At 64.6% G+C, this 22,433-nt stretch carries 3 protein-coding genes; all 3 read left to right on the top strand.

The annotated features are described in order from the left end of the window. Genes AO388_RS00580 through AO388_RS00590 form a run of 3 tightly spaced genes read left to right on the top strand, consistent with a single transcriptional unit; the run spans position 1 to position 22,354 of the window. Positions 1–9,066, top strand: a complete 9,066-nt coding sequence (locus tag AO388_RS00580) for a non-ribosomal peptide synthetase (RefSeq protein WP_058415908.1) — start codon at positions 1–3, stop codon at positions 9,064–9,066. Next, positions 9,063–13,175, top strand: a complete 4,113-nt coding sequence (locus AO388_RS00585) for a non-ribosomal peptide synthetase (RefSeq protein WP_058415909.1) — start codon at positions 9,063–9,065, stop codon at positions 13,173–13,175. Before AO388_RS00580 ends, AO388_RS00585 begins: the two co-directional genes overlap by 4 nt. Further along, positions 13,172–22,354 carry a non-ribosomal peptide synthetase gene (locus tag AO388_RS00590; protein ID WP_083515741.1) on the top strand — a complete coding sequence of 3,061 codons (9,183 nt, stop codon included), beginning with the start codon at positions 13,172–13,174 and terminating at the stop codon, positions 22,352–22,354. The genes AO388_RS00585 and AO388_RS00590 overlap by 4 nt, the downstream gene beginning before the upstream one ends. The last annotated feature ends 79 nt before the right edge of the window (positions 22,355–22,433 follow it).

Genomic DNA, 22,433 nt, shown 5'->3' on the forward strand with positions numbered 1-22,433 from the left:
ATGGTCGACCAATCTTCCTCGCGCGGGACGGGCTTCGCTCATCCTGATACAGAGCAACCATTTGACCAAAACCAGTGTGTGCATGGCCTTTTCGAGGCACAGGTGCAGCGCAAGCCTGACGCCATCGCGGCACGCTTCGAGCTGGACACGCTTGACTATGCGACGCTCAATACCCGTGCCAACCGTTTGGCCCACTACCTGCGCAGCCTCGGTGTCGGGCCGGATGTGCGTGTCGGGATTTGCCTGGAGCGCTCGCTGGACATGCTGGTCGGCGTGCTTGCGGTACTCAAGGCGGGCGGTGCCTACGTGCCGCTGGACCCCGCGTACCCGAAAGCCCGTCTGGCACACATGCTGGCAGACAGCGCGCCACGCGTGCTGCTGAGCCACGCTCCGGCGCGCGCGGCGTTGTTGGCGGCGCTGGAGAAGGTTGGAGTCGCAACGCAGGTGCTCGATCTGGCCGATAGCCGGCTGTGGGCAGCGCAGCCGACGCACAACCCTGAGCCGCACGCGGTTGGTCTGACGCCCCACCATCTGGCGTACGTGATCTACACCTCGGGCTCCACCGGGACGCCCAAGGGGGTCATGGTCGAGCACCGTGGGCTGATCGCGGTCAGCGCCGCCTGGGAGCCGTTGTACGCGCTGCACAAGCCCCTCAATCACCTGCAAATGGCCGGGTTTTCCTTCGATGTGTTCAGCGCCGACCTGATCCGCGCACTGGGTTTTGGCGGCACGCTCGTGCTCTGTCCGCGAGACACGTTGATGGACCCACCTGCGCTGTATCGCCTGTTGAGCGAGGCGCGCATCGATTTCGCGGACTTCGTGCCTGCGGTGCTCAACCTGTTGCTGACCTGGACGCAGGAGGCAGGGCGCGACCTGTCGTTCATGAACACGGTGGTTTGCGGCTCGGACATCTGGACAGCGCACAGCGCGCGCCAACTGCGTGGGCTGTGTGGCGAGCATGTACAAATCGTCCAGGCCTACGGTGTTACCGAAGCGAGCATCGACAGCACCTGTTTCGAGTTCGAGCCCGACAGCCACGTCGATGCGGTGCTGCCCATCGGACGGGCGTTGGCCAACACGCGGATTTACCTGCTCGATACCGCTGGCGAGCGTGTTCCCCAGGGCGTGACCGGCGAACTGTACATCGGCGGCGCGGGGGTAGCGCGCGGCTACCTGAATTTGCCGGAACTGACCCGCGAGCGCTTCATCGACAGCCCGTTCGTGGCCGGTGAGCGGTTGTACCGTACTGGCGACCTGGCCCGCTATCGGGCTGACGGCCATCTGGAGTTTCTCGGGCGCAACGACTCGCAGGCCAAGCTGCGCGGCCTGCGCCTGGAACTGGGTGAAATCGAGGCGCGTCTGGCCGAGGTTGCCGGTGTGCGTGACAACGTGGTTGTGCTGCGCGAGGACAACGCGGGCGTGCCCAGGCTGATTGCCTACTTTCGCGAACAGACCGGCGCAGCGCTGACGCCCAAAAGCCTCCGCCAGCATCTGCAGCTCAGCCTGCCGGACTACATGATTCCTGCCGCGTTCGTGCGTATGGACGCGCTGCCGCTGACCGCCAATGGCAAGCTGGACCGCATCGCACTGCCCGAGCCGGGGGATGACGCGTTCGATCGGCATGTTTTCGAAGCCGCGCAAGGCGCGCTGGAAATGGATATTGCGGCCATCTGGGCCGAGGTGCTGGGCGTCGAGCGAGTCGGTCGCCAGGATCACTTTTTTGCACTCGGCGGCCACTCGCTGCTGGTGATGCGCGTATTGGCCAAGGTTCGACAGACGCTGCATCTTGAGGTGTCACCCTCAGCCCTGTTTACCGTCCCCGTGCTGCAGCAGTTCGCCGAACGACTGAGCACTGCTCAGCAGGGCGACGCTCGTCCACCGATCATGGCTGTAGAACGTAGCGGGGCACACATGTTGTCGTCTGCTCAGCAGCGTCTGTGGTTTCTGGCGCAGATGGAAGGCGGCAACGCGGCCTACCACATGCCCTTGAACCTGCGCCTGCGCGGGCCGTTGCAAGTGGCCGCGCTGGAGCGCAGTTTCAATCAACTGGTGGCCCGCCACGAGGCGTTACGCACCACGTTTTTCGCGGTCGAGGGCGAGGGGCGGCAGCGCGTTGCGGCGGCGGGAGCGATCATTCCGTTGCCAGTCATCGATCTGCGCGGCGAGCACGATGCCCAGGCGCGTCTGCTGGCGTTGATCGACGCAGAGGGCAGCAAGCCGTTCGACCTGGCGGTGGGGCCGTTGATGCGCGTCCGCCTGGTCAAACTGGCCGATGATGATCATGTGTTGTTACTGACCCAGCACCACATTGTTTCGGATGGCTGGTCGATGGGCGTGCTGACCCGCGAGTTGGGGCTGCTCTACGCAGCGGCTATTCAGCAACCGGCCGCGCTCGGGCAGTCCCTGGCACTGCCGCCGTTGCCTGTCCAGTATGTGGATTACGCGGCCTGGCAACGCCAGTGGCTGTCCGGTGAGGTGCTGGACGCGCAGCGGCGCTACTGGCATGAAACCCTGAGCGGTGCACCGCTATTGCTGGAGTTGCCCACCGATCATAAACGTCCGGCGGCCCAGGATTACCGCGGCGGCTTCGTGCCGCTGGTCTTTGACCGCGCGCTGACAGCACGGCTGCGAGTGTTGGCTACGCAGCAGGGCACCACGTTGTTCATGAACCTGCTGGCGGCCTGGTCGCTGCTGCTGATGCGCCTGTCGGGGCAGGATGACGTGGTCATCGGTGTGCCCTCGGCGAACCGCAACCAGCAGGAGCTGGAAGGGTTGATCGGGTTCTTCGTCAATACCCTGGCCCTGCGCATGACCCGCTCCGGCAGCCCGACGGTGGCCAACTGGCTGCAACAGGCGCGCAACGTAGCGCTTGCCGCTCAGGAACATCAGGACTTGCCGTTCGATCAAGTGGTGGAGTTGCTCAACCCGCCGCGCAGTCTGGCTTACAGCCCGGTGTTTCAGGTGCTGTTCGCCTGGGAGCAGCATCAGGATTCGGATCTGGAGTTGTCCGGGCTCGACGTCAGCGTGCTGCAAAGCGTCCAGCCAGTGGCCAAATTCGACCTGCAACTGGCACTCAGCGAACGTGACGGACAAATCGTCGGTGGCCTGGAATACGCGTCGGGGCTGTTCGAGCCGGAGACCGTGGTGCAGATGGGCGACTACCTGCGCCGCCTCCTCATGCAGATGGTCGAGGACAGCGAACAGCCGCTGGCGACGCTCGACCTGCTCAACGCCGAGCAGCACCGACGGATCGTCCACGACTGGAACCGCACCGAGCGCGATACCTCGGCACAGCCCGATTGCGTCAAGCGCTTCGAAGCCGTTGCGCAGCACACACCCGACGCCGTGGCGTTGCTGGCCGATGAGCGAGCGCTGACTTACGCTGCGCTCAATCTGTCTGCCAACCGCCTGGCGAATTACCTGATCGAGCAGGGCGTGGGTCCCGAGCAGCGCGTGGGGCTGTGTCTGGAGCGCTCGCCGCAGATGATCATCGGCCTGCTGGCCATTCTCAAGACCGGCGCCGCTTACGTGCCGTTCGATCCGGCATATCCGGCCGAGCGGCTGGCGTTCATGTTCGCGGATGCCGCTCCAAGCCTGCTGCTGACCCAGACTGCACTGCGTGCCGGTCTGCCGCCATTGCCCGACACGCTGCCGATCTGCTGCCTCGACGTGGAGGCGCAGCGCTGGTCTGGGTATTCCGAGGCCAACCCGCAAGTCCCCGTCAGCCCCGGCAACCTGGCTTACGTGCTCTACACCTCCGGCTCGACCGGGCGGCCCAAGGGCGTGGCGCACAGTCGTGCCGCCCTGGATAACCTGATCGCCTGGCAACTGGAGCAAACGCCTGCGTCACAACGCGTGCTGCAATTCGCATCGTTGAATTTCGACGTGTCGTTTCAGGAGATCTGCAGCACGTTGTGCCAGGGTGGCAGCCTGGTGCTGATGAGCGAAGCCGGCCGCAAGGACCTCGCTGCGCTGCGTCCGACGCTGGTGGCCGAGGGCGTACAACGGGCGTTTCTGCCGTTCGCCGTGCTTCAGCAACTGGCCAGTTTCACTGAAACCGGCGCGTCGGTGCCGATGCCCTTGCCAAAGGGCGGCTGCGAAATCATCACCGCTGGCGAGGCGTTGCTCGTCAACGACGAACTGCGTGCCTTTGTCTGCGGCCTTGGCGGTGCACAACTGCACAACCAGTACGGCCCGACCGAAACCCACGTGGTCAGCCAGTTCAGCCTGAACTGTGACGACGCCACGCAGTGGCCGGACGCACCGCCGATTGGCCGGCCCATCGCCAATGCGCGTTTGTATGTGCTGGACGGCGACCTGAACCCGGTGCCGGTCGGCGTGGCAGGCGAGCTGTATATCGCCGGTGCGTGCCTGGCCCGGGGTTATCTGAATCGTCCGGACCTGAGCGCTGAACGCTTCCTGCCTGACCCGTTCAACCCACTGCCTGGTGCGCGCATGTACCGAAGCGGGGATCTGGCGCGGTTCCAGGCCGACGGCAATGTGCAGTACCTGGGGCGCATCGACCAGCAGGTCAAGTTGCGCGGTTTTCGCGTCGAGCTGGGCGAGATCGACAGCCTTCTGCACCAGCAACCCGGTGTGCAGGAAGCGGTGGTGCTGCTGCGCGAAGACGTGCCGGGCGACAAGCGTCTGGTGGCCTACGTGGTGGGGCCTGCAACCGCCGAAACGCTGCGTGCCGAGCTGCACCGCCACCTGCCGGAACACATGGTGCCGACGGCCTGGGTGGCGCTGGCGCAATTGCCGCTGACCCGCAACGGCAAGCTCGACCGTCAGGCGCTGCCGGTGCCAGAGCGGCAGGCCGCCAGTGCCTATGTGGCACCGCGCGACGAGACCGAGCGGCAGATGGTGTGCATCTGGGCCGAGGTGCTCAAGTGCCAGCAGGTTGGTATTCACGACAACTTTTTCGAGCTGGGCGGGCATTCGCTGCTGGCCACACGGATGATCTACATGATCAACCAGCGCATGGGCGCGCAACTGTCCCTGAGCAGCCTGTTCAAGACGCCGGTGCTGATGGACCTGGCCGAGCAGGTGCGGCTCGGGCGGGGTGACGGGCCTTCGCTCGACACACCCTTTGCCCCGATTGAAGCTGATCGCAGCGCACGTTTCGCGCCGTTTCCGTTGACCGACATCCAGCAGGCGTACTGGTTTGGCCGCGAAGCGTCGGTCAGCCTCGGCGGGGTCAGTGCCCACGGTTATGAAGAGCTGCGCATCCCCGGCCTCGACGTGCCACGTTTCGAGCAGGCGCTGAACCGCATGATCCAGCGGCATGACATGCTGCGCGTGGTGTTCCTCGGCGACGGCACGCAGCAGGTTCTCGACAGCGTGCCGACCTACCACATGCCACGCAACGATCTGCGCGGCCTGTCCGCCGACGCCGCGCAGCAGGCCCTGCAAGACACCCGCGAACGTCAGTCCCATCAGGTCCTGGACGCCGGTCGCTGGCCGTTGTTCGAGTTCAGTCTGTCGTTGCTCGATGAGGGCATCAGCCATCTGCACATCAGCCTTGATGCCCTGATCGTCGACGCCGCGAGTACGCAGATTCTGGCGCGCGAACTGATGGCATTTTATGCCGACCCGCAGTTGCAATTGCCCGAACCGGGTCTGACCTTTCGCGATTACGTGCTGGCCGAGCAGCGCTTGCGCAATGACAGCCGCTACGCACAGGCGCTGGACTACTGGCGCGAGAAGGTTGCCACGCTGGCTCCTGCGCCGGACCTGCCGCTGGTGTGCCAGCCGGAAAGTATCAGCCAGCCGCACTTTACCCGCCGCGACCGCGAGCTTTCAGCGCTGCAGTGGTCACGGCTCAAGGAACTCGCCAGGCAATTTGCCGTGACGCCGTCGGTGATGCTGCTGACCGCGTTCAGCGAAGTGCTGGCGCTGTGGAGTCGGCAGCCGCGCTTCACGTTGAGCCTGCCGCTGTTCAACCGCATGCCGCTGCACCCGGATGTTGATGAAATCATCGGTGACTTCACCTCGCTGGTCTTGCTTGAGGTCAATCTCGACGGGGCCGCGAGCTTCATCGACAAGGCGCGTGCCGTGCAGGCACGGCTGTGGCAAGACATCGACCATTCGGTGGTCAGCGGGGTGCGCGTGCTGCGTGAATTGTCCCAGGCCCGTGGCGTGCAGCAGACCGCCATGCCGATCGTGTTCAACAGCACCCTGTCGGAAGCCGCGCCTGAGCTGGCCGAATTCAATCTTGCCGACGCCCTGAATGCCGAGCACATACACAGCATCACCCAGACCCCGCAGGTCTGGCTTGACCACACGTTGCTGGAGCTGGAAGGGCGCCTGCTGTTCAACTGGGACAGCATCGACGAGTTGTTTCCGCAAGGCCTGATCGAACAGATGTTTGTCGCCTACAACGCGCTGCTGGATCGCCTGCTGCAGGCCGATGCCTGGAGCGCCGGCACGGTGGACCTGATACCGCTGGCACGCTTGCCGGTGCCCGAGGCCGGGCCCTTTGACTCGGCGCTGATGCACGAACTGTTCGATCGCCAGGCACTCGCTGCGCCGGATGCGCTGGCGGTCATCGGCACCCAGCGGCAGTTGAGTTATCGCCAGCTGCGAGCCGAAGCGCGGCAACTGGCGGCGCTGCTTCAGCGTCGCGGCGTGGTGCCCAATCAACTGGTCGCGGTGGTCATGGAACGGGGCTGGGAACAGGTCGTCGCGACGCTGGCGATCCAGTACGCTGGCGGGGCCTACCTGCCGCTCGACCCGGCACTGCCGACCGAGCGTCTGGAGCACATCCTGCAACGCGCCGAAGCCAGCCTGGCGCTGACTCAGCCGGCACTGCTGCAACGTGTCGAGTGGCCGGCGCAGGTCCAGGTGATCAGCGTGAGCGACCCGATCATTGCCGACGCTGGCCTTTGCGATCAGTCCGAATTACACGCCGTGCATCTCACGCCGGACGATCTGGCCTATGTGATTTACACCTCGGGTTCGACCGGTCTGCCCAAGGGCGTGGTCATCGATCATCGCGGTGCGGTGAATACGCTGCTCGACATCAACCGGCGCTTTGCCGTCGGCGCTGCGGACCGGGTGCTGGCGGTTTCGTCGCTGAGTTTCGACCTGTCGGTCTATGACTTCTTCGGCACGCTGGCCGCTGGCGCGGCGGTGGTGTTGCTCGAACCGCAGCAGGCCCTCGACCCGGCGCACTGGCTGAAGCTGATCGAGCGGCATCAGGTCAGCCTGTGGAATTCGGTGCCAGCCTTGTTCGGCATGTTGCTGGAGTATGTGCAAGGCGAGCGCAGCGCGTTGCCGTCGTGCCTGCGCGTGGCGATGCTGTCAGGCGACTGGATTCCCCTGACGCTGCCAGAGCGTGCCTGGGCGCTGCAGCCGGCGTTGCAACTGATCAGCCTTGGCGGGGCGACCGAAGCGTCCATCTGGTCGATCCAGTATCCGCTGCAGCAGGTCGACCCCGCGTGGCGCAGTATTCCCTATGGCAAGGCGCTGGATCACCAGCGCTTCTATGTGCTGGATGACGCCTTGCAGGTTCGCCCGACCTGGGTGGCGGGTCAGTTGTATATCGGCGGTATTGGTCTGGCCAAGGGCTATTGGCGTGATGAAGCCCTGAGCGCCGGCAGTTTCTTCGCCCACCCGCTGACCGGCGAACGTCTGTATCGGACCGGCGATCTGGGGCGCTGGCTGCCCGACGGCAATATCGAGTTTCTCGGGCGGGAAGACACCCAGGTCAAGGTCCAGGGGCACCGCATCGAGCTGGGCGAGATCGAAGCGGCGCTCAATCGCCATCCCGGCGTGCAGAGCGCCGTGGTGCGGGTGCTCGGCGAAGCGCTGGGCGAGAAGCGGCTTGCGGGTTATGTACTCAAGGCCGATCCCTCGTTGCAGGCCCTTGATTTTGCCCAGTACCTGGCAGACAAACTGCCGGCCTACATGGTGCCGACTTCGTTTACCTTCGTGCAGGAGTGGCCGCTGTCGGCCAATGGCAAGGTCGACAAGAAGCGCCTGCCGCAGCCAGCGCAGATTCAGGATGCCGGCCCCGCGCTGGAAGTGGAGGGGCCACAGGAGCAACAACTGGTGATGATCGTGCAGGGCGTGCTCAAGCGTGCTTCGATCGCTGCCGACGCCAATTTGCTCAACCTGGGCGCCACCTCGATCGACATTGTCAGGATCAGCAATGCGCTGTCCGGCGAACTGCAGTTCCGTCCCAACGTTGCGCAATTGCTGGCACAGCCGACCTTGCTCAACCTGCTCGGCATGTACCGCCGGAATCTGGCCAACGGCAGTGTGGTCGACAGCGTTCGGCAGCGCGCGGGTTCGTCCGAGCAGGTGATCGAGGATCCGCAGCAGCGGGCGCGCTTCAAGGCTGACCAGCGCGGTCGGCGGACGTTCACCCCAGAGGTTGCGGCGCTGAATCTTGCGCGTCCGGATGATCCGGCGTTCGCGCGGCGCTTCAGCGATTACCGCTCGGTACGCCAATTCGCTGACCGACCCATTCCGACCGAGGCGTTTGCCGGGTTACTGGCCAGCCTGGCGCAGGGGCAATTGCACGGCGAGGTCAAATACCAGTTCCCGTCCGCAGGCGGCCTGTACCCGATCCAGTGCTACCTGTACGTCAAACCGCAGCGGGTAAACGGCGTCGCTGCCGGCGCCTATTACTACGACCCGGTTCAACACCGCCTGCTGATGCTCGACAGCGAGCCGCTCGACCCTGACACCTACGATTATTTCGTCAACCGCCCGGTGTATGAAAACGCCGCGTTCTCGCTGTTCTTCATCGCCGACATGGCCGCGATCCGGCCGCTGTATGGCGAGCGCAGTCGCGACTTCTGTCATATCGAAGCCGGGGGCATGGCGCAATTGTTGACCATGACGGCGGTGGAGCAGGGCCTTGGCCTGTGTGGCATGGGCTCGCTCGAAGAGCAGCAATTGTCGGCCCTGTTCGACCTTGGACCGAATCATCAGTTGATCTACTCGATGGTGGGCGGCCTGCGCACTGCCGACGAACAACGCCGCGCGCAGGTCGAGGCGTTCGCCTCTTCCGCGGATCAAACGGACGACGCCAGCGACATGGAGGAGATAGAGATATGAATGCCTATCAATTGCTGGAGTTGTTCGGTCGCCACGCCGTGGTGCTTGAAGTGGACGGCGAGAAACTGCGTTGCAAGGCGCCGCGCGGCTTTCTGAATGACGAGATGTTGCAGGCGCTCAAGCAGCACAAGGCAGAGCTGATTGCCTTGCTGAGCGGCACCGACCCGGCCGCGATTCCTCGGCGTGCCGCCGGGCAAACGGCTGTTCCGCTGTCGTTTTCACAACGCCAGCTGTGGTTTCTCGATCAGATGGAACCGGGCAATGCGTTCTATAACGTGCCCACTGCGGTGCGGCTGAAAGGCGTGCTGGATGTATCGGCGCTGGAGCGGGCGCTGAACGAATTGATCACGCGCCATGAAATATTGCGCACCACGTTTGCCAGCGTGGACGGCGAGCCACGGCAGATCGTGCACCCGGCTATGCCGCTGGTGATGCCACGTGTCGACCTGCGTAACCTGTCGCCGACGGCGCGCCAAGCGCAGGTCAGCATGGCGGTGGAGCAGGAGGCCAAAGCGCCGTTTGACCTGGCCGGCGGCCCGTTGCTGCGGGCCTCGCTGCTGCGTTTGGCGGATGAGGAATATCTCTGGTTGTACAGCGTGCACCACATCATTGCCGATGGCTGGTCGATGGGCGTGATCCTTCAGGAAGTGACTACCGTGTATGGCGATTTTCTGCGCGGTCAGGCGTCCAGTCTGGCGCCGCTGGCGGTGCAGTACGCTGATTACGCCTGCTGGCAGCAACAGCGTCTGGGCGACGAGGCGCTGGCCGGGCAGCTGGAGTTTTGGCAGCGCACGCTGGCCGATGCGCCGCCGCTGCTCGACATGCCTGCCGACCGGCCGCGTCCGACCGTGCAGCGCTACGTCGGGGCGACCTTCAGCTCGACGGTCGACGGCACCACCTTGCGTGCGCTCAATGCGCTGGCCAGACAGACCCAAGGCACGCTGTTCAACGTGCTGATCGGCGCGCTGTCGGTTTTGCTCTGGCGCCACAGCGGTCAGCGGGACCTGTGCATAGGTACGCCATTCGCCAACCGCAGCCGTCCCGAAATCGAGCCGCTGATCGGCCATTTCGTCAACACTCAGGTGATTCGCCAGCGTCTCGATCCGCAGCAGACCTTTGCCGAGCTGTTGCGCGAAGTACGCGCCACGCTGCTGGATATCCATGCGCATCAGGATGTGCCTTTCGACCGCGTGGTGGAAGCCGTCAACCCGCAACGCGATACCGCGTATTCGCCTCTGTTTCAGGTGATGATGGTGTTGCAGAACACCCCGGGCAACGCCGCACAGATGCCGGGCCTGAGCATGACGCCATACGGCACCGGGAGCGCCACGGCCAAGTTCGACCTGGCGTTCGAATGGGTCGAGCGCGACGGTGTGCTGAGCCTGCTGGTGGAATACAACACCGACCTGTTCGACCAGACCAGCATTGAGCGCCTGAGCGGGCATTATCGTCAGCTGCTGGAACAGGTGGCGCTGAACCCCAAGCAGCCTGTCGGCGCACTGACGCTGATCAGCGATGCCGAACGCGAACAGATTCTGAATGAGTGGAACAGCCCGGCACCGCTGGCCCAGCCCGCCGATTGCGTGCATCGTCTGATCGAAGCTCAGGTCACGCGTTGGCAGGCCGAGTGTGCGGTCATCTTCGAAGGTCGATCGCTGAGCTACAGCCAGCTCAACAGTCAGGCCAACCGCCTGGCGCATCACTTGCTCACCCTCGGCGTCGGCCCGGACGTGCGCGTGGCGGTGTGTATCGAACGTTCGCTGGAACTGCCGGTGGCCTTGCTGGCGGTGCTCAAGGCCGGGGGCGCCTATGTGCCGCTGGACCCGGATTATCCGTCAGGGCGCCTGCGGCATATTCTCGATGACACGTCCCCGGTAGTACTGCTTGCCCAAGGGCCGACGCGCAAGATCCTGCGCGAGGCCCTGCAAGGTGCGGATTTCGAGGTGCCGATCCTCGACGTGCAGGCCGATGCCGTGCTCTGGGCCGAGTGCCCGTCGGACAATCCGCAGCCGCAGCGTGTTGCGGTGAACGCCGACCATCTGGCGTATGTGCTGTACACCTCCGGCACCACGGGGCTGCCCAAGGGGGCGATGGTCACGCATCGCGGGCTGAGCAACCTGCTGCTCTGGTGTCAGCGGTTCTGCGGCGAACGCGGGAGCATGCTGCACAAGATTCCATTCGGTTTCGACGCTTCGGCCTGGGAGATCTTCTGGCCGTTGCTCACCGGGGGCAGGCTGGTCATCGCCCGTCCCGGCGGGCATTTCGAGCCCGGTTACCTGGCGCAGGTGGTACGCGAACAAAGCGTCACCGCGATGGTGTTCGTGCCGGCCATGTTGCAACTGTTTCTGGAGGTCGAAGAGGTCAGCGCCTGTCACACCCTGAAGGATGTGTTCAGTGGCGGCGGGGAGCTGTCACCCGCAGTGGCCAGGCTGTTTCAGGCGCGTCTGCCACATGCCCGCCTGCATAACGTCTATGGTCCGACCGAAACCACAGTGATCAGCAGTGTCTGGACGCTGGAGCCCGGTGCCGACGTTCCGCCGCGCCAATTGCCCATTGGCCGGCCCATCGCCAACACCCGTTTTTACGTGCTCGACGAGCGTGATGCGCCGGTGCCGGCCGGGGTCACCGGTCAGTTGCACATTGGTGGTGTCGGCGTTGCACGGGGTTATCTGGGGCTGGACGAGCTGACTGCCGAACGGTTTATCGATAACCCGTTCGTTGCCGGTGACCGGTTGTACCGCAGCGGCGATCTGGCGCGTTATCGTCCGGACGGTCAGTTGGAGTTTATCGGTCGCAACGACTTTCAGGTCAAGTTGCGCGGCATTCGCCTGGAACTGAGTGAAATCGAAGCGCGGCTCGACCTGTTCCCCGGTATTCGCACCAGTGTGGCGTTGATCGTCGGTGACAGCGCGCAGAACCAGCGCCTGGTGGCGTGCTGCGTCACCGACAGCGCAGTGGACAAATCCGCACTGCGTGCGCACCTGGCAACGACTCTGTCCAGCGCCGTCATGCCCAGCGCTTATCTGTGGCTGGACGCCTTGCCGCTGACGGTCAACGGCAAGATCGACCGTGCCGCACTGGCGGCACTGGCCGATCAGGATCTGGCCGACCGGCAGGGCAACCTCGGCAGCCCCAGAGACCATATCGAGCTGACCCTGTATCAGATCTGGAAAGACCTGCTGCTGGTGCCGCAGATCGGCATTCGCGACAACTTCTTCAACGTCGGCGGGACATCGATTGCGGCGATCAAGATGGCCTACGAAATTGGCCGGGCGTTCAGCGTCGAGGTGCCTGTGCGTGTGATCCTCGGCCACCCGACCATCGAGGCGCTGGGCGGCTGGCTGCGTACCGGCGCCAGCCTGGCCGCGGCGCAGGACAACCTGATCGAATTCCGGCGCGGTGCCGGGCAACGCAACGTGGTGTGCATTCACCCGGCGGGCGGCACGGCGTTCTGCTACCTGTCGCTGGCCAAGGAGCTGCCGGAAAGCATCGGTGTTTACGGTGTGCAATCGCCGGGGTTGAACCCTGGAGAAAGCACCGAGCCGAGCGTTGAAGCGATGGCCGACGCCTATCTGCGGCGGATCGCGGCGTTGACCTCACAACCGCTGGTGCTCACCGGGCTGTCGTTCGGTGGTCTGGTGGCGTACGAAATGGCCCGGCGTCTGACGGCTGCCGGCCATCGTCAGGTGACGGTGGTGCTGCTTGATACCCAGGGCTCGGATGACCCGGGGTTCCGGCAACAGATCGGGACGGTGGACATGGCTGAGTTCCGCGACAAGCTGGTGCGCTTCAACGGCATGTACCCCGGCATCGAAGACGCGCAGGTCGAGCGGTATTTCCACCTCTACAACTACAACCGTCTGGCTATGGCCGCTTACGAGTGTGCGCCACACGCCGGACGCATTGTGTTGATTCAGGCCCGTGAAGGCTTCAGCCGCACGCAGTTGCATGAGCTGCGCAGCTTCTGGCGTCGCCGCGCGGGTGACGGTTACAAGGCCCGGCTGGTGCACGGCGGGCACTGGGACATGCTGGAAAGTGCCGAGGTGCATCGTGTCTCGCAGACGCTCAGGCAAGAGTTGCAACGTTTCGACACGCAGGAGGCGCAATGATGAGTCGGCACGAGGAGAACATCGCCCGCAACTCCATGACCCTGCTGTCGCGTTTTGCCGAGCAGGTACGCCGTAATCCTCAGGCGCTCGCCGTAATCGACCGGCAGGTACGGCTGACCTACGCGCAATTGGCCAGCGCCAGTGAACGCATCGCCAAAGGGCTGCTGGCACAAGGCGCAGGCCCTGCGGAGCCGATTGCCCTGTGCATGCCGCGCGGCTGGCAATGGGTCGCCACGATAATCGCCGTGCTGAAAGTCGGGGCTGTGGTGGTGCCGCTGGATCGGGCCAGCCCGGCCCGGCGTCGACAGCTGATGCTCGACGACGGGGGTTGCGTCGGGCTGGTGACCCTCGGCGAAGACGCGGACACCCTGGCAGCGCCACAACGTGGCTGGTACGTCAGCGTCGAAACCCTGCTGGAATTCCCCGATCAACCGGCACTGCCGCTGCCCGAGGATTTCGCTGCGTCGAGTTTCCTGTTCTACACCTCAGGCACCACCGGCACCCCGAAGGCTGTGGAGGTGGGCGAGCGCGGCCTGTTGCGTCTGGCCCGGACCGACGGCTGCCTCGACATTCGCGCAGGCGAGCGCGTGGCCTGCCTGTCCAACCCGGCGTTCGATGCCTGTAATTTCGAACTGTGGGCACCGCTGCTCAACGGCGGTTGCTGCGTCATCATTGCCGACGCAGACCTGCAGGACGCGCAACAGCTGGCCAGCGTGCTGGAAACGCAGCGGGTCGACAGCCTGTTCATGACCGTTTCGCTGTTCAACACCTTGAGCGCAGATAACCCCACCTGTTTCGCCAGCCTGCGCCAGGTGCTGATCGGCGGTGAGCAGGTCAGCGCCGCGGCGGTGCGTGCCTGGTATCAGGCCAATCCCGACAGCCGCTGCCGGATTTTCAACGCCTACGGACCCACTGAATGCACCACCTTCGCCGTGTGCTATCCGATCCCCCGCGACTTTTCCGGTGATGCGGTGCCGATCGGTCGGCCATTGCCCGACACCGGCGTGCAAGTGCTCGACCCGCAACAGCGCCCGGTTGCTCAAGGCGAGGCGGGTGAGCTTTACCTGAGCGGCAGCGGGATCGCACGCGGTTACCGCAACCGTCCCGCAGAGACCGCGCAGCATTTCCTGCGCCTGCCGACAATCGAGGCCGGTGACGTGCTGCATTACCGAACCGGCGATCAGGTGCGGGTCAATGCCGACGGGCTGATCGAGTACCTGGGGCGGATTGACCGTCAGGTGAAGGTCCGCGGTTTTCGCATCGAGCCGGGCGAGGTCGAGCAGCGTATTCTGGAGCACCCGAAGGTGGCGCAGGTGCATGTCTGTACGCGCAGGCAGGCAGCTGAAGACCACCAGTTGCTGGCCTTCATCGTGCCGCGCGAAGCGCTGGACTATCGCGATTTCGATCAGCACCTGCGCGAAAACCTGGCGGTATGGATGCGCCCGCATCAACTGTTTGTGCTGCAGCGCCTGCCGTTGACCCGCAATGGCAAGATCGATCAGCGTGCGCTGCTGGAGCAGCCCTTGAAGCCGTGGCGACCACAGGCCGGTTCACGTCCTGACGAGCAACACTCGCCCACGCTGGACTGGCTGCTGACCCAGGCCCGCAGGTTGCTGGCGCAACCTGAGCTGAACGGCGAGGATGACTGGCTGGGCAGCGGCGGCGACTCGCTCAAGGCCATGCGTTTGCGCTCTGCAATCCGCACACACTGGCGCCGGGAAATCACCCTGGGTGCGCTGCTGAGCGAATCGTTTTCGGCACTGGCCGAGCGCCTTGGCGATGATCAGGGTGCGGAATCTGCCTATCCGCCCGCGCCGCCCGTCAACCGTTCAGGGCGTGCGCCGGCCACTGCCGAGCAAAGTCGCCTGTGGTTGATGCAGCAGCGCGCGCCGCAGGCGACGGCCTACAACGTGCCAATCATCCTGCACCTGGCGGCAGGCGTGGAGCTGAACGCATTGGCCGACGCCGTGCAGCGCCTGCTGACTCGGCACAGCGGGCTGCGCACGGCGTTCGTGTCCGCTGCCGACGGTCTGCATCAGCAGGTTCACCAACGGGACGCGGTGTGCCAGACCTTTGCCACAGGAGCGTTCAGTGAACAGACCTGGCGCAGCTTTGCAGCCCTGGTGTTCGGCACACCTTTCGATCTGGCAACATCGGCGCTGTGTAAGGCCTGGCTGCTGCCGTTTGCCGATGGCAGCTGTCGCTTGCTGCTGAACCTGCACCACGTGGCCATCGACGGCTGGTCGATGAACCTGTTGTTCGATGATCTGGTGCAACTGTACGACGATGCGCTGCAGGGGCGGCCGAGTGCCGAAACCTCGCCCGGTCTGGGCACGCTGGAGTTCGCACTCTGGCAACGGCAATGGCGTGTCGACCCGCGTTACCGCGATCAGCGCCGCGCCCTGGCCGGGTTGCACGGTCAGCACCCGGCGCCTTCGCCCGCGCTGCTACCGGTTCGTGAGCCAGACCCGCAGGCACGGCTCTATCGTCAGCCGCTGGGAGCCACGCGCAGTGCTGCACTGGATCGGTTTTGCAGCCGCCAGCGTGTCACTCGTTATGAGGTGCTGTTCAGCGTTTATGCCTGGAGCATTTACGCCCTGACCGGTTGTGAACGGCCACGCATCGCCAGCCCGGTATCCAACCGTCCTCTGAGCGAATTCGAAGACGCAATCGGGATGTTCGCCAACACCGTGCTGATCCCCACGGCGTTCGACGGCGACAAGCCGCTCGACCAGCAGCTGCATCAGCAGACCGCCACAGTGCGTGAGGTGCTTGCCTTGCAGGACGTCGCTCTGGCGGACCTGGTGGAAGACCTGCGGCTGTCGTCGAGCAGTGCGCTGTTCGATTTCATGTTCGTACTGGAAAACACCGACTACGCCAGGCTGGCCCATACCGGCCTGCGGGCCACGCTGGAATTCAACGAGACGGTGCAGGCCAAGTGCCCGCTGACCTTGCTGGTGGTCGATGCCGGGTCACAATTGGAATGCTGGTGGGAGTACCAGTGCAGTTATTTCGATGCGGCACAAATGGTCGCCGTCAATCGGCTGTTGCAACAGGGGCTTGATCTGCTACTGGAGAAGCCGTTGGCCACCCTCGATGCGCTGCTCACGCCTTACCGCTTCAGCCTGCCGCCCGCCAGTCAGGGCGACAGCGCTGAGCCGCCGTTCAACACCGTGGCCGACTGGTTCGCCTATCAGGTCAGTTGCACGCCGGATGCTCCGGCACTGGTCGTCGATCAGCAGTGCATCAGCTACGCCGAACTGGATGCACTGGCCGATACGCTGGCGGCCACCCTGATCGAGCAGTGTCCGTTGCCGGAGGAAAATGGTGCGCCGCTGCAAGTGGTCCTGTACCTCGAGGCGTCGGTCGAGCACATCGTGGCCTTGCTGGCGCTGGCCAGGCTCAACCTGACGGCTGTGCCCCTCGATCCTGGCTATCCGCTGGCGGTGCAGCGTCAGGTCATGCAGCAGGCACAGCCCGGCTGTGTGCTGTACAGCGCGGCCACCGAGGCGGCACTGGAGCAATTGAACGCAGACCGGCAGATCTGTCATCAGGTCGACCTGAGCGCTGCGGCGCGACCGTTCGAGCGTCGCCGTCACGCGGGGCAACGACCGTTGTACACGCTGTTCACGTCCGGTTCGACGGGGACCCCGAAAGGGGTTCAGGTGCCGGACCGGACCCTTTGCAATCTGTTGCACTGGCAGCGCAATGAGGGGCAGTTGCCAGCGAAGTCCGTGACCCTGCAATTCTCCATGCTGTCGTTCGATGTGTCGTTTCAGGAGATTTTCAGCACCCTCTGCGGCGGAGGCTGTTACCACCTGATCAACCCGCGCTGGCGGCAGGATGCCCAGGCATTGCTGAGCTATCTGGTGCAGACGCGCATCGAGCGGTTGTTCCTGCCATGCGTGGCCTTGCAGCATCTGGCGCAGACCGCTGTCAGCCAGGGCGTGTATCCGCAGGCGTTGCGCGAAGTGATCACGGCGGGCGAGCAACTGCTGTGCACCGAGGCATTGCGCAACTGGTTCGGCGGCATACCCCAGGCACGGCTGTTCAATCATTACGGCCCGACCGAAACCCACGTGGTCAGCGCCTGGCGCTTGCCTGCGGCGGTTCAGGACTGGCCGCTGCGCGCGCCGATCGGGCGTGCAGTGAGCAATGCACGTCTGCTGCTGGTGGATGAACACGACCGGCCGGTGCCGCGTGGCAGTCAGGGCTATCTGCTGGTGGCAGGGCCGATGATTTCGCGCTGCTACCTCGCTGACCCGGTGCTGAATGCCGCGCGCTTTGTCGAGTTGCCGCAAGCTGAGGGCATGACCCTGTTCTATCGCACCGGGGATCTTGCGCGGGCTGATGAAAACGCCTGCCTGCACTACCTGGGTCGGGACGATCAGCAGATCAAGATCAGTGGCCAGCGTCTTGAACTGGGGCAGATCGAGGCCGCGCTGATGCAGGTCGCTCAGGTGAGCAACGCGGTGGTGGCCACGCAGGGTGAGCCGCCCCGGCTGGTGGCCTGGTTGCACAGCGAGGGTACGCTGCCCGATGCACAGCAGTTTGACCGACAGATCAGCCTGCACCTGCCAGCGCATGTGCGTATTGACGAGTACCGGCGGGTTGTCACCTGGCCGCGCACGCCGAGCGGCAAGGTTGATCGCAGGGCGCTGGGAGATCTGGGCGAGGTGTTGCAACGGCAGCGCACCGGGCTGCCTGCGGCGCCGTTGAGCGCACTTGAACAGCAATTGAGCGAGTTGTTCGTGGCGGTCATCGGTCGCGACATCGAGCCTGATCAGACCTTCTTCGAAGCCGGCGCCACCAGCCTTGGCCTGATGCGCCTGCACGCCCGTTACAACGAAGCACTGCCGCAGCCGGTGGCAATGGCAGCGTTGTTCGAGCATGTCAGCGTGCGTCGCCTGGCGCAGCATTTGTCCTTACCAGCAGGGCAAATGCCCGCGGCTGCTGAGGGCAATGAGCGAGGTGCCAAGGCTGGCGAACAACCCATGGCGATCATCGGCATGTCGGTGAATGTGGCCGGGGCGAGCAACCTCGCCGAGTTCTGGGCGATGGTCCAAGGAAACCGGTTGGGCATCGAGCAGTTCGACGCCGCCGAAGGGCTGGTCGGAGCGCGCAGTCAACTGACCGGCCTGCTGGATTTCGATCCCGAGTATTTCGGCATCAGCCTGCAGGAAGCACGGTTGATGGACCCGCAACAGCGGCACCTGCTGATGGGCTGTGTGCAGGCATTGCAACATGCCGGGCTCACGCCCAAAGCCGACGGTCCGCGCATCGGCCTGATCGCCAGTTGCGGCGAAACCACGTATTTCCAGCAAATGCTGCGAGAAACCGCTGAGGGTGATCTGCCGGACGGCTTTCAGATGGCGCTGCACCACGACAAGGACTTTCTGGCCACCAAGGCGGCTTACCACCTCGACCTCGGCGGCCCGGCACTCAGCGTCCAGGCGGCATGCGGCAGCTCGCTGATTGCCGTGCACCTGGCCGCGGCGATGCTGCGTCAGGGCGACAGTGACGTGATGTTGGCCGCCGGGGTGTTGATCGACCGGACTCTGACCGATGGCTACCGCTATCGTCCACAGCACATTTTTTCCCGCGACGGGCTGTGTCGCCCGTTCAGTGACGACGCCAGCGGCACCATCGGTGCCAGCGGTTATGGTGTGGTAGTACTTAAACCGCTGGACCGTGCCCAGGCCGACGGCGACCGGATCTACGCACTGGTCGAAGCCTCTGCGCTGAACAACGATGGCCGCGCCAAGATGAGTTACACCGCGCCGTCGGTGGCGGGGCAGAGTGCTGTGATCAGCGAGGCGTTGCGCAAGGCCGGGGTCAGTGGCGCCGACATGGGCTACATCGAGGCCCACGGTACCGGCACACTGTTGGGCGACCCGATTGAAGTGGCTGCCTTGACCAAGGCGTTCGGCGCGGCGCCGGCCGCCAGTTGCGCACTGGCTTCAGTGAAAAGCCAGGTGGGTCATCTGGGCGCGGCTGCCGGCGTGGTCGGGTTGATTCGCGCGACGCTTGCCGTGTTCCACGGAGTGATCCCGCCCAACCTCGGCTTTGCCCGAATCAATCCTCAAGTCGATCTGCAGCGCTCGCCATTCTACATACCCAGCACCTCACGGCCCTGGCCCGAGGGGCGTCGGCGTCTGGCCGGGGTCAGCAGTTTCGGCATCGGCGGCACCAACGCGCATGTGATTGTCGGCGCCGCGCCGCAGCAGACAGACCGCGTCGAGGATTGCCCGGCGTGCCTGCTGCTGTCAGCGCACAGCCGTACTGCCCTGGAGCGGGACATGCTGGCGATTGAAGCCTGGCTCAACGCCTTTCCCGAGCAGCAGGCCGCGTTGCTGCGTTACCTGCAAAACGGTCGACGCGCGTTGCCCTGGCGCTTCGCGATGATCTGCCCGCCCGGTCAGACGCCGCGCCTGCAAGCCTCGTCGATCCAGGAGGTGAAGCTTTCTGACGTGCGAGTAAACGCCAGCGAGCATTCGCCGCAGGCCCTGCTGGACGCTTGGTATGCGGGGGCCAGTATCGAAGGGTCGACCGGTTCGGCGCCGCCACCCTGGGACTTGCCACCGTCGGCATTCGATCTGCAGACCTTTCGCTTCAAAGCGGCCGCTCGCACCGAGCTGCAGAAATCGTCAGTCGTCGAGCGCCAGCCGCTGGCGGACTGGTTCTATCAGCGTCAGTGGCAGCGGGTAAACCGTCTGCGTACAAACCCGACTGGCGAGGGTCGTGAAGTGCTGGTGGTGTGCAGCCATGAGCGTCTGGATGCCACCACGCTTGGCAGCCTGCAGAGCGTCTATCGGCACGTCATTGAGGTGCAGGCCGGCAATGGCTACCAGCAGCTTGGCCCGAATCGTTATGAGCTCGACCCGCTGGACCCTGTGGCGTTGGGTCGATTGATCAGTGCGCTCGATCAGAGTGGGCAGACGGCGACCGAACTGGACTGGCTGCATGCCTTGCCGCTGTCGGTGGGCGGGGCGGTTGACGAGCAAAGCCTGGCGGCCGCGCAATGGGCCTGTCTGGATACGCTAAGCGCGTTGTTGCAGGCCTGGGGGCAGAACGCACAGAAGACCGCCCTGCGGCTCTGGCTGCTGTCCTGGCGAGCGTGCCCGGTGAACGGCCAGGTCATGCGCCCGGAACTGGCGGCGCTGGCCGGTATCACCGAAGTGGCGCCGCAGGAGTACCCAATACGCTGTCACTGGCTGGACCTGCCCACGGCGCAGTTGAGCACCCAAGCTCCGCACCTCGCAGCGCTGCTTGCCGAACCGGCGTCGCTGCCGCGACGCATGGCCATTCGTGATGGTTATCTGTGGCAGCCACAGCTGCTGGCCAGTCCGCTGGCGGCTCCGACGGCGGCTTCGAATCTGCTGCCGGCGAACGGCACGTTCCTGGTGCTGGGCGGCACAGGCGGCATCGGTCGTACCTTGTGTGAACACCTGCTGCGATCCAGCCAGCGCCGGGTAGTGCTGCTGTCGCGAGGTGGCGGGTGCCCGAAAGAACTGCACGCCTATGCTTCGCGCATCGACAGCATCGCTGCGGATATTGCCGACCTGGCGCGCTGGCCCACGGTGCTGGAACACTTGCGTGAGCGTTATGGTCACTTTGACGGCGTGATTCACGCGGCTGGCACCGGAGCAGGCAGTCTGATCCGTCAGCGCGATGCTCAGGTGCTGTCTGAGGCGATGGCCAGCAAGACCCGCGGCATGCTGGCGGTCGAAGCGTTGATCGAGCAGATGACGCCGGGGTTCGTGCTGTACAGCTCTTCGATGTCGGCACTGTTCGGCGGCGCCGGGCACCTGGACTATGCCGCCGCGAGTGCCGTGCTTGACGGTTTTACCCACCACCGTGCGCATGCCGAAAATGGCTGTGTGCGTCTGGGCATCAACTGGGACATCTGGCGCGATGTCGGCATGGCCGCTGCCAGTGGTGTCGGGGATGACGCGCATCAGCGACACCTGGCGGTCGGCATGTCGGCACAGGAGGGTTGCCGGGTATTCGATGCAGCCATGACGGCTCAACTGCCGCAACTGCTGATCTCGACCACCGATCCGGACACGGCGCGACAGTTTTACCCGGTTCGCCACAGCGCAGGTTCGACGCTGGCCGACACTGCGCCAGTGCTGGCGGCAGACACTGCAGCGCCGGACCGTCTGCCCGAGCATCTGCATGACTGCCTGTGCAAATGGCTCGGCGTGAGTGCGCTGCAGCCGGATGCCTCGCTCTATGAGCTGGGCGCCGATTCTCTGACCCTGCTGGACCTGATCGACGAACTGCAGGCCGCGACTGGCGTGGTCTTCCAGTTGTCGCAGTTCAGCCACAAGGTCAGCCTGGCCGAGGTGCTGGCGCTGGTGCGGACGTCAGTGCCCGAACCGGCTGCGGACGAAAACCAGTGGGCTGATGCAGTGAGGATCGATCAGTGGCATGCGGGCGCGGGCCGCGAGCGCCTGTATCTGATTCACCCGGTGGGTGGCGACGTGCAGGCGTATCGCGAGCTGGCCTCGGCGCTGCACCCTGATCTGGGCGTGTGGGTGATCGCCGATCCGGCCTTGCGCCTGCCCGAACTGCCGAACATCAGCGTGGATGAGCGCGCGCAGCTGTATCTCAAGGCGTTGCAGGCCCATCACCCCGACGGCACGGCATGGCGTCTGGCTGGCTGGTCGTTCGGCGCATGGGTGACGCAGGCGATGTGCAGCCTGCTGACGGAGGATTGCGAGCAGCCGTTGTTGTACCTGATCGATCCCCCCGCGCCGGATGCGGGTAACGAGCTGGCGCAGATCGGTGAAGCGCAGATTCAGCAGGTCTTCCAGCGCGAGTTTTCTGCACGGCGCGGCCTCAACACAGCCACCGGCACGACCAGCGAAGACACATCGCGTTACCTGCAAAGCCTGATTGTCTGCTGCCAGAACAACATGGCGAGCATGGCGGGCCACCGGCCCGTGGCGTTGTCGCGCACTCCCGTGCGGCTATTCATTGCCACGCAGCCCAATCCTTATGGCATGGGCAGCGCCTGGCGGATGGCCGATCTGCAGCGGGCCTGGCAAGGGCTGTTGCCGCACCTGCTGAGCTGGCAAGCACTGGACACCGATCACTACGGCATTGTCGCAGCGCCCTGGGCGCAGGTGATGGCCGAGATGATCAATGCCGATCTGTCGGCGGAGCAGGGCTGAACGTCAGCGGCAGGCTTTTCAGGCGGGGCTTATGTCCCCGCAAACGAACCACGGGCATGGTGATCGGCCATGCCAACAA

The sequence above is a fragment of the Pseudomonas sp. ICMP 10191 genome, assembly GCF_001467335.1.
GTDB classification, from domain to species: Bacteria; Pseudomonadota; Gammaproteobacteria; order Pseudomonadales; family Pseudomonadaceae; genus Aquipseudomonas; species Aquipseudomonas cerasi.

Bases quoted from the DNA above. Each gene is read 5' to 3' on its own strand.
- AO388_RS00580 (WP_058415908.1), top strand. From the start codon at position 1: ATGGTCGACCAATCTTCCTCGCGCGGGACGGGCTTCGCTCATCCTGAT.
- AO388_RS00585 (WP_058415909.1), top strand. From the start codon at position 9,063: ATGAATGCCTATCAATTGCTGGAGTTGTTCGGTCGCCACGCCGTGGTG.
- AO388_RS00590 (WP_083515741.1), top strand. From the start codon at position 13,172: ATGATGAGTCGGCACGAGGAGAACATCGCCCGCAACTCCATGACCCTG.